Origin of the sequence: Kribbella sp. NPDC050459, assembly GCF_040655315.1 — a bacterium.
Taxonomy (GTDB): Bacteria; Actinomycetota; Actinomycetes; order Propionibacteriales; family Kribbellaceae; genus Kribbella.
The window spans coordinates 69107-78704 of record NZ_JBFAJQ010000007.1 but is presented as its reverse complement, the minus strand read 5'-3'; the positions used below and the strand labels follow the sequence as shown (position 1 = coordinate 78704).

The window sequence follows — 9598 nt, the reverse complement described above, 5'->3', positions numbered from 1 at the left end:
TGCAGCCAGGCGGACCGCAGTCAGGCGGACAGCAGTCAGGCGGACAGCAGTCAGGCAGCCAGCAGTCAGGCAGCCAGCACTTGGGTTCCCCGCAGTCGGGCGGCCAGGCCGGCGGCCCGCATGCGGGGTCCCAGGCGGGCGGGCAGCACGCGGCGTCCCAGGCGGCGGGTTCTCAGCCGGCGGGGCCTCAACCAGCGGGGCCTCAGCCAGCGGGGTCTCAGGCGGCGGGCGGTCAGCAGCATGGCATGCAGCCGGGTGCGCCGATGTGGGGCGTGCAGCAGCCACAGCGGCCGGGTGGGCAGCAGGTGCGGCCTCAGCATGCGGCTCCGCCGGCGGGGGCGCAGTACGGCGGGCAGCGTCCGGTGCAGCAGTCGGGGCAGGCTGAAGCGGGCCGACCGGACGGTGGCTACGGGCAACCGCGTCAGCCCCAATCCCACCCTGGGCAGCAGACTCCTGCAGAGTCAGGCCAGGCCGGGCAGATGTGGGGTGTGCAGCAGAGCGGTCAGCGGGCGGGTGGCTGGCAGGCGCAGGCTGCTGGGCCTCAGGGCAGTGGGCCGCAGTTCGGCGAGCAGGCCGGGGCGCAGGGCGGGCAGGTCAGTTCGGCGCAGGGCGGGCCTGCTGGGGCTCAGGGCGGCCAGCAGGTCGGCGGGCAAGGCTCTCAGCACGCTGGACCGCAAGGCGGGCAGCTCGGTTCGGGACAGGGCGGTCAGGCTGCGCCGCAGGGCGGGCAGCATGCCGCGCCGCAAGCGGGAGTGCAGGGCTCAGCGCACGGCGGGCCGGTCGATTCGGCGCAAGGTGGGCAAGGCGGCCAGCAGGCCGGCGGGCAGGTCAATCAGCAGGCTGGGCCGCACGGGCAGATCAGTTCGGCACAAGGCGGGCAGGCAGGAGGACCGCAGGGCGGTCAGCACGCCGCGCCGCAGCCTGGGGTGCAGAGCTCAGCGCACGGCGGGCCGGGAGGATCTGCGCAAGGTGGGCCGGCTGGGCCGCAGGGCGGGCAGCAGGCCGGGGCGCAGGGTGGGCGGGCCTTGTTTACTGAGGTGGTTTCGCGGGCGGTTGGGCCCGGGGCTGCGGGGGGTTCTCACCCAGGTGCGCAGGGGGTTGGTTCGGGTGATGGGCGCTCGGGTGGGCCGGGTGCTGGGCAGGGTGCCGCGCACGGGGCCGGGCTCGGCGCTGGGCAGGATGCCGCGCATGGGGCTTGGGACGGCGCCGGGCACAGCGCCGCGTACGTGGCTGGGCAGGGTGCTGGGCAGGGTGCTGGGCAGGGTGCTGGGCAGGGTGCTGGGCAGGGTGCTGGGCAGGGTGCTGGGCAGGGTGCTGGGCAGGGTGCCACGCACGGGGCTGGGCACGGGACCGGGCAGGGCGCCGCGCACGGGGCCACACGCGGTGCCACGCAGGGGGCTGGGCGTGGGGCTGGTGGGTTTGTGGGGGGTCATGGGGTTGGTGGTGGGTCGCGGGGGGCGGCTCGGCATGGGGGTGGGGGGTCCGTCGGCGTAGGTGCCGGGGGCGGGCCTGGTGGGCGGGCTCGGGCGGTGGGGGCTGTGGTGTTGGTGGTGGCGGCTTTGGCTGCTACCGGGTTGAGTGTGGGGTGGGTGTGGAACAGGGCTGAGGCGATCAGTCCGGTTGCGTTGCCGACGGCGGCGGAGAAGCCGATCGAGACGGTCAGTCCGTCGGTGAAGCCGACGAAGACGCCGACGCCGTACGGCAAGGTGCTCGGGACCGAGATGCTGGCGGCCAACAACGACACGATGCCGGTGATGAGTTCGGCGTGGGGCAACAACTACGAGCGCACCGGGTTGTGGGGCGGCGCCGCGGTCTGGTTGACGGTGCACAGCAACTACAACGGCAAGGGCTCGTCGTGGGGCAACTACGTGTCGTTCGGCCAGCTCCCGCCGGACATCCCGTACCAGAACTCCGCGGCAGGTCGTAAGCAGGCCGCGATCCAGATCGGCGCCCGCGCACTCGTCAACTTGTACGACAAGAACGTGACGGTGGTGAAGGGCAGCAGCACCCACAAGGTCATCACGGTCAACGGCCACCCGGGCCACGAACTGACGGCCAGGGTCCCGGTCAGCGTGCCGAAGCTGACGGAGACGTACTCGACGATCATGATCGCGGTCATCGACCGCGGCGACGGCACCGCAGACGTGTCGATCGCCGACCTGGCTGGTTCAACCCCGGCGTGGCAGAACGTCTGGCGCTACAAGGTCAGCCAGATCAAGGTCAACAAGTAGGAAGATGCCGGCGGGGACAATCCCCGCCGGCATCAACAAGGACTAGCCGCGCACCTCGGCGCAGGCCGCGATCCAGCGGTCCAGCACGTCCTTCGCGGCCCCGGAGTCGATCGCCTCGGCCGCGCGGTCCATGCCGCTGCGGATCCGCTCCGTCACAGTGCCGGCCTCCGGCGTGTACGCCGCGAGCGCCGCGCCGGCGTTCAGCAGTACGACGTCCCGCACCGCCCCCGGCTCGCCGTCGACCAGAGCCCGCACGACCTTCGCGTTGTACGCCGCGTCCGCGCCCTTCAACGCGTCCGCGGCCACCGGCTCGATGCCCAGCTCCCGCGGGTCGAGCGTGACCGGTCCCTCGACCTGACCGCCGCCGACCGTCCACACCTGTGACGTCGTCCGCGTGGTCAGCTCGTCCAGGCCGTCGTCGCCGTGGAACACGAGCGCGTCGATGCCGCGCCGCGCGAGGACACCGGCCATCAGCCCGGCGATCCGGCCGTCGCCGACGCCGACCGCCTGCGCCGACGGGTTCCCGGGGTTCGCGAGCGGGCCGAGGAAGTTGAACGTGGTGGGCACCCCGAGCTCCCGCCGCGGTACGGCGGCATGCCGCAGCGCGGGGTGGAACGCCGGAGCGAAGCAGAACGTGATCCCGGCCCGCTCCCCCACCTCGGCCACCTGCGCCGCGGTCAGGTCGAGCGGAATGCCCAACTCCTCGAGGACGTCCGCCGCGCCGCAGGCCGACGAGGCCGCGCGGTTGCCGTGCTTCAGCACCTTCGCGCCCGCCCCGGCCGCGACGATCGCGGACATCGTGCTGATGTTCACCGTGTGGGCTTGGTCACCACCGGTACCGACGACGTCCAGCGTCCGGCCGGGCACCGAGATCCGGGTGGCGAAGTCGCGCATCGTGGCGACCAGGCCCTCGACCTCGGTGACGGTCTCGCCCTTGGAGCGCAGCGCGATCACGAACCCGGCGAGCTGCGCGGGTGAGGCGGCGCCGGACAGGATCTGCTCCATCGCCCACGCCGTGGCGGTGGCCTCCAGGTCCTCACGCCGCAGCAGCGGGTTCAGCACCTGCGGCCAGGTGTAAGCCCCCATGGTGCGTCAGGCGGTGGTGGCGGGGAGCTTGGCCAGCCGCTGCCGGAGCAGCTCCGCGGTGACCTCGGCCAGCTTGATGGGGTCGATCGGGTGCGAGACCGCGCCCTCGGCCCGCGACCAGGTCGCCAGCCAGGCGTCCTGCGGACGGCCGGTGATGACCAGGACCGGCGGGCACTGGAAGATCTCGTCCTTCAGCTGCCGCGCGATCCCCATGCCGCCGGCCGGGACGGCCTCGCCGTCGAGGACGGCCAGGTCGATGCCGCCCTTGTCCATGGTCTTGATGACGGCCGGCTCGGTGGCGCACTCGACGTACTCGAGCTCGGGCAGATCGGCCGCGGGCCGCTTGCCGAGGGCCAGCCGGACGGACTCCCGCGTCGTACGGTCGTCGCTGTAGACCAGGACCTTCAGCGGACGCTCTGAACTCATCGATCCATCCCAAGCTGTGTTCTGAGGAAGACTGGACATTCAAACAACACCGCGCATGCTACCGGGGCGCCTGTTCGGCCCGGCGCGCCTGTTCCTCCAGGCGGTCCAGGCGCCGGTCCTCACGACGCGCCTCACGCTGCGAGTCACGCACCCACTGGACGAACAGCACGGCGAAGAACACCACGCCGACGATGTCGCCAGAGCCCCACAGCAGGCCACCCGCGATGTACTGGTCGTGCAGCGGCGACGGTGGCCAGGACCGGCCGAAACTGGTGTACCAGTCCTCGGCGATCAGCGTGTTCGCCGACATGATGGTGATCCCTAGGAACGCGTGGAACGGCAACGTGAGGAACACCAGAATCAGCCGGAACGGGTAGATCACCCGACCGGGCACGGGGTCCAGCCCGAGCAGCGGCCAGAAGAACAGCGAGCCGACCAGGATGAAGTGCAGGTGCAGCAGGTCGTGCAGCACGGTCGAGTGCAGCGTCGCGTCGTACCAGCCGCTGAAATAGAGCGCCCACGGGCTCAGCACGAACAGCGTGAAGCCGATCAGTGGGAAGCAGAGCACCTTCGCGAACCGTGAGTGCAACACGGAGAGCAACCATTTCCGCGGCTGCTGCGGCAGGGTCCGCAGCGCCAGCGTGACCGGCGCGCCGAGCGCCAGCGCGAGCGGCGTCAGCATCGACAGGATCATGTGCTGCACCATGTGCACGCTGATCAGCACGGTGTCGTACGTGCCGAGCGCGGACTGGGTGGCGATCACGGCGCTTCCCAGCCCCACGCCGACGAACGAGAACGTCCGGCCGCGGGACCACTTGTCGCCGCGTTTGCGCAGCTTGTGGACGCCGTACAGGTACAGCGCGCCGAGCACGACGATCACGGCGAGTAACACCGGTTCGAAGGTCCATGCCGTCAGCAACCGGACCGGAGTCAGCGGCTCGATCCGGTCGCCGGGCGTGGCGTGAAGGGGAAGCACGGTTCCACAGTAGAAACAACGGTTCGGCGACATGCACGGGGGTGGTCGTGGCGCTGAACAGCGGGACCGACATAATGACCGCGTGGCCACTGCAACCGCGCTCCCAGCGTCTCGTGAACACGGACACCACGACCGTCCCAGCATGGTCAGTGTCGGCACGATCGTCTGGCTCTCGAGCGAACTGATGTTCTTCGCCGCCCTGTTCGCGGCGTACTTCACGATCCGGTCGGTGACGACCGCTGCCGCCGCTCCGGGGACGGAGACGCTGTGGCAGCTCTCGACCGAGCGCTTGGACGTGCCGTTCGCCTCGGTGAACACGCTCATCCTGGTGGCGTCGTCGTTCACCTGCCAGTTCGGCGTGTTCGCTGCCGAACACGGCCGGGTGGGCCGGACCGGCTCGCTGCTGAACCTCCGCTCCTGGGGCATGCGTGAGTGGTTCATCCTCACGTACATGATGGGCGCGGTCTTCGTCGCCGGTCAGGTGACCGAGTACACCGCACTGGTGCAGGAGGGCCTGACGATCTCGTCCAACGCGTACGGCTCGGTGTTCTACCTGGCCACCGGATTCCACGCGCTGCACGTGACCGGCGGCCTCATCGCTTTCGTGTTCGTCCTGGCCAGGACGTACATGGCTCGTAAGTTCACCCACGAACAGGCCGTCTCGGCGATCGTCGTGTCGTACTACTGGCACTTCGTCGACGTGGTCTGGATCGCCCTGTTCGCGACCATCTACCTGCTCAAATGAGTGAGAAGAGACCTTCCTTGTCACCGGCGCGCTTTCTCTCCGCGCGACGACGGCACCGGTCCGCCGGCCTCGTCGTGCTCCTGTTCGGCCTCCTGGCAGTGGGCTCGGCGTACGCCGCCTTCGCCCCTGACAACGCGGTGGCGGACAACTCGGCCCAGTCCCAGCAGATCGAGGAGGGCAAGAAGCTCTTCGCGGTCGGCTGTGCCAGCTGCCACGGCCTGAACGCCGAGGGCGGCGGGAACGGCGAGGGCAAGATGGCCGGCCCGTCACTGATCGGCGTCGGCGCCGCCGCGGTCGACTTCCAGGTCGGTACCGGCCGGATGCCGGCGATGCAGCCGGGCGCGCAGATCCCGCGCAAGGCCCCGGCGTACACGGAGGAGGAGATCGAGGCCCTGGCCGCGTACGTCGCCTCGCTCGCCCCCGGTCCCGCGGTGCCGGCGTCGGAGTCGTACGACGTGAGCAAGGCCACCGACGAGCAGGTCACCCGCGGTGGCGAGCTGTTCCGTACCAACTGCACGGCGTGCCACAACTTCGCCGGTCGCGGTGGCGCACTGCCGAACGGCAAGTACGCACCGTCGCTGATGGGTGTCAGTGAGAAGCACATCTACGAAGCCATGCTGACCGGCCCGCAGCAGATGCCGGTCTTCTCCGACCAGGTCATGCAGCCGGAGGACAAGCGCGACATCATCGCGTACCTGAAGGCCCTGCAGACGCAGAAGGACCCGGGCGGCTTCGGACTGGGCCGGCTCGGCCCGGTGTCCGAGGGCCTCTGGGGCTGGTTCGTCGGGATCGGTCTGCTGGTAGCGGTAGCGGTCTGGATCGGCGCCAAGGGCGTCAAGGCCAAGGGAGCGAAGGCCAAGTGAGCGACGACAAGAACCTCCCGGTCAAGCCGGAGGACGAGCACGGCAGCGCCGTAGAGGTGGCGGAGCCGATTCCGGACCCGGGTCTGGAGCCGCACGAGCCGCGGATCACCGACATCGACCCGAAGGCGGCCGACCGGGTCGAGCGCCAGGTGTCGGCGATGTTCGGCCTGGCGACGCTGCTGGTGCTGGGCTCCTGCGTGGCGTATTTCGCGATCCCGCGGGACTCGATCCTCGAGTTCGGCCCGCTGTCCGGCAACGCGAACAACATGGTCATCGGCCTGTGCATCGGGCTCGCGCTGTTCCTGATCGGGGCGGGCGCGATCCAGTGGGCCAAGAAGCTGATGGTCGACGAGGAGATCTCCGAGGACCGGCACCCGGCGCACTCGTCGCCGCAGCAGATCGCCGAGATCACCGAGGCGTTCCAGCAGGGCACGGCGGAGTCCGGCTTCACCCGGCGCAAGATGATCCGCAACTCGCTGATCGGCGCCCTGGCCGTCCTCGGCCTGCCGGCCGTCATCCTGCTCCGCGACCTCGGCCCGCTGCCGGGCCGGGCGCTGTACAACACGATCTGGGCGAAGGGCATCCGGGTCGTCAACGACGTCACCGACCGCCCGATCAAGCCGTCCGACATGGTCGTCGGCCAGCTGGTCAACGCGGCGCCGGCCAACCTGGCCCCGCTGCAGGAGGAGAACCCGGCCGAGTACCAGAACGCCAAGGCGAAGGCCGCGGTGATCGTGGTCCGGATCAAGCCCAGCGAGATCCGCACCCCACCGGGCCGGGAGAACTGGGGCGTCGACGGCATCCTGTGCTACTCGAAGATCTGCACCCACGTCGGCTGCCCGATCTCCCTGTACGAGCAGACCACGCACCATGTGCTCTGCCCGTGCCACCAGTCGACCTTCGACCTCGCGGACGGCGCCAAGGTCGTCTTCGGCCCTGCGGCCCGGCCGCTGCCTCAGCTACCGTTGGCAGTGGACAGTGAGGGCTACCTGGTTGCGCAGAGCGGCTTCACCGAGCCGGTCGGCCCGAGCTTCTTCGAACGAGGGTGACAACAGTGTCAACAAGCACAGAGTTCCCTGGACCGGTCAAGTGGGTCGACGATCGCCTCGGCATCGCGAAGATCGGCAAGAAGAACCTGCGGAAGATCTTCCCCGACCACTGGTCGTTCATGCTGGGCGAGATCGCGCTCTACAGCTTCATCATCCTGATCCTGACCGGCATCTTCCTGTCGTTCTGGTTCAAGCCCTCGATGGCCGAGGTCGAGTACCAGGGGTCGTACAGCCTGCTCAAGGGCCTGCACATGTCGGAGGCCTACGCCTCCACGCTGGACATCACCTTCGACGTCCGCGGCGGCCTGCTGGTCCGGCAGATCCACCACTGGGCGGCCGTGCTGTTCATCGCCGCGATGATGGTGCACCTGCTCCGGATGTTCTTCACCGGCGCGTTCCGCAAGCCGCGGGAGCTGAACTGGCTGATCGGCTTCGGGATGCTGTTCCTGGGCATCATCGAGGGCTTCATCGGCTACGGCCTCCCCGACGACCTGCTGTCCGGTACCGGTCTGCGGATCACCAACGGCATGATCCAGGCCTCACCCGTGGTCGGCACGTACATGAACTTCTTCATCTTCGGCGGTGAGTTCCCCGGCGACGACTTCGTCTCCCGGTTCTTCATCGTCCACGTGCTGCTGATCCCGGGCATCATCCTGGCGCTCGTCACGGTGCACCTGTTCCTGGTCGTGTACCACAAGCACACCCAGTACGCCGGCCCCGGCCGGACGCAGAAGAACGTGGTCGGCTACCCGCTGTTCCCGGTGTACACGGCCAAGGCCGGCGGCTTCTTCTTCGTGGTGTTCGGCATCACCGCGCTGATGGGCGCACTGATGCAGATCAACCCGGTCTGGCTGTACGGCCCGTACAACCCGGCCGAGGTGACCGCGGGCTCCCAGCCGGACTGGTACATGGGCTGGCTGGAAGGCTCGGTCCGCATCTTCCCGGGCTTCGAGTCGACGTTCTGGGGCATCACGATCAGCTGGAACCTGCTGATACCGGCCCTGATCATCCCACCGGCGTTCGTCACACTGGTCGCGCTGTATCCGTTCATCGAAGGCTGGATCACCGGTGACAAGCGCGAGCACCACCTGCTCGACCGCCCGCGGGACGTCCCGACCCGGACCGGTATCGGCGTCGCGTTCATCACCTTCTACGCCCTGCTGTGGATCGGTGGCGGTAACGACCTGATCGCCACCCACTTCGGCATCTCGCTGAACAACGTGACGTGGTTCCTGCGGTTCGCGGTGATCCTCGGCCCGATCCTGGGCTTCTGGATCGCCCGCCGCTGGGCGATCTCGCTGCAGCGGGCCGACCAGGAGCGGCTGCTGCACGGTCTGGAGACCGGCGTGATCATGCGCGACGCGGACGGCAAGTACACCGAGAAGCACCAGCCGATCTCGACGTACGAGGCGTACTCGCTGACCGCGCGGGACCGGGTCGTGCCGCACGAGCTCGGTCCGGAGACGGACGAGAACGGCGTCCGCGCCCCGCGCCGGGCGCTGCACAAGGCCCGCGCCGCGCTGTCCCGGTTCTACTACGCCGACGCCGTGCAGAAGCCGACGACCGCGGAACTCGAAGAGGCGCACGAGCACGCGCACGACGCCGACGAGATCCACGAGCTGACGGAGGACACGGAGACCTACCGCGAGGTCACCAGCGACCGCTCCTGACGTCGTACGCAGTGCGAAGGGCCCCGGCATCTGCCGGGGCCCTTTCGTTTACCCCAGCGCGTCCGAGACCGCGCTCAGGTACTCCTTGACCACGGTCTGCTCGTCAGGGCCGAGGCCCTGGGTGGTGACGATCAGCCGGTCCAGAAGCGGGCCGAAGAGCTGCCAACCGAGCGCCACCGCGCTGTCCGAGACCTGGAGACGGGCGCTGCGGCCGTCTCTACGGCTTCTGAGGCGTTCGACATGGCCGGCGGCCTCCAGGCGGTGGATGACCGCCGTCGTCGCCTGAGAGGTCATTCCAAGCTGTTGAGCGAGCCATCCTGGTGTGGCCTCCATTCCGGCGCGTTCGGCGTCCAGGAGGCGAACCAGGGCCCGGACGTCGGTGCCGTGCAGGCCGGTCGTCCGCGCGAACTCCCCCACCGCCAACTCGAGCCGTAGGGCGACCTCGCGCAGCAGGTGCACCACGTCCAGCGCGGCGGCCCGATCCGGGTCGGACGGTGTCACTCCTTCTCGCATACTCATCAAGTTACCTCACTGAGTGAGCTATTCTCGGCA

Annotated in this window: 10 protein-coding genes; 5 read left to right on the top strand and 5 right to left on the bottom strand. The window is 69.3% G+C overall.

The features are described 5' to 3' along the window. Positions 1-461: 461 nt before the first annotated feature. Positions 462-665 (bottom strand): hypothetical protein, encoded by a 204-nt coding sequence (locus AB0I12_RS23220; RefSeq protein ID WP_359933252.1) that lies wholly within the window; start codon positions 663-665, stop codon positions 462-464. 924 nt (positions 666-1589) lie between these two features. Between AB0I12_RS23220 and AB0I12_RS23215 the strand changes: the two genes are divergently transcribed. Next, a complete protein-coding gene (locus AB0I12_RS23215) occupies positions 1590-2231 on the top strand; it encodes a hypothetical protein (protein WP_359933250.1) in 642 nt (213 codons plus the stop codon). A gap of 42 nt (positions 2232-2273) precedes the next feature. On the opposite strand, the gene trpD is transcribed toward AB0I12_RS23215, so the two are convergent. From trpD to AB0I12_RS23200, 3 genes are read right to left on the bottom strand one after another with little or no spacing between them, the layout of a single operon-like run. Next, positions 2274-3317 carry an anthranilate phosphoribosyltransferase gene (trpD, locus tag AB0I12_RS23210; RefSeq protein ID WP_359933248.1) on the bottom strand — a complete coding sequence of 348 codons (1044 nt, stop codon included), beginning with the start codon at positions 3315-3317 and terminating at the stop codon, positions 2274-2276. 6 nt (positions 3318-3323) lie between these two features. Then, positions 3324-3743: a hypothetical protein gene (locus AB0I12_RS23205; RefSeq protein ID WP_359933246.1), complete on the bottom strand. Its 420-nt coding sequence runs from the start codon at positions 3741-3743 to the stop codon at positions 3324-3326. A 58-nt stretch (positions 3744-3801) separates the two neighbouring features. Beyond that, a complete protein-coding gene (locus tag AB0I12_RS23200; protein WP_359933244.1) occupies positions 3802-4719 on the bottom strand; it encodes a cytochrome c oxidase assembly protein in 918 nt (305 codons plus the stop codon). 82 nt (positions 4720-4801) lie between these two features. Between AB0I12_RS23200 and AB0I12_RS23195 the strand changes: the two genes are divergently transcribed. The 4 genes from AB0I12_RS23195 to AB0I12_RS23180 are packed head-to-tail and all read left to right on the top strand — an operon-like array spanning position 4802 to position 9046. Continuing rightward, entirely contained in the window at positions 4802-5464 is a 663-nt protein-coding gene (locus tag AB0I12_RS23195) for a heme-copper oxidase subunit III (RefSeq protein ID WP_359933242.1), read from the top strand. Next, a complete protein-coding gene (locus tag AB0I12_RS23190; protein ID WP_359933240.1) occupies positions 5461-6327 on the top strand; it encodes a cytochrome c in 867 nt (288 codons plus the stop codon). Before AB0I12_RS23195 ends, AB0I12_RS23190 begins: the two co-directional genes overlap by 4 nt. Beyond that, a complete protein-coding gene (locus tag AB0I12_RS23185) occupies positions 6324-7376 on the top strand; it encodes a Rieske 2Fe-2S domain-containing protein (RefSeq protein WP_359933238.1) in 1053 nt (350 codons plus the stop codon). The genes AB0I12_RS23190 and AB0I12_RS23185 overlap by 4 nt, the downstream gene beginning before the upstream one ends. Beyond that, positions 7373-9046: a cytochrome bc complex cytochrome b subunit gene (locus AB0I12_RS23180; RefSeq protein WP_359933236.1), complete on the top strand. Its 1674-nt coding sequence runs from the start codon at positions 7373-7375 to the stop codon at positions 9044-9046. The genes AB0I12_RS23185 and AB0I12_RS23180 overlap by 4 nt, the downstream gene beginning before the upstream one ends. 48 nt (positions 9047-9094) lie before the next feature. Here AB0I12_RS23180 and AB0I12_RS23175 read toward each other — a convergent pair whose 3' ends face one another. Beyond that, on the bottom strand, positions 9095-9565 hold the full coding sequence (locus AB0I12_RS23175) for a MarR family transcriptional regulator (RefSeq protein WP_359933234.1): 471 nt from the start codon (positions 9563-9565) through the stop codon (positions 9095-9097). Between the last annotated feature and the right edge of the window lie 33 nt (positions 9566-9598).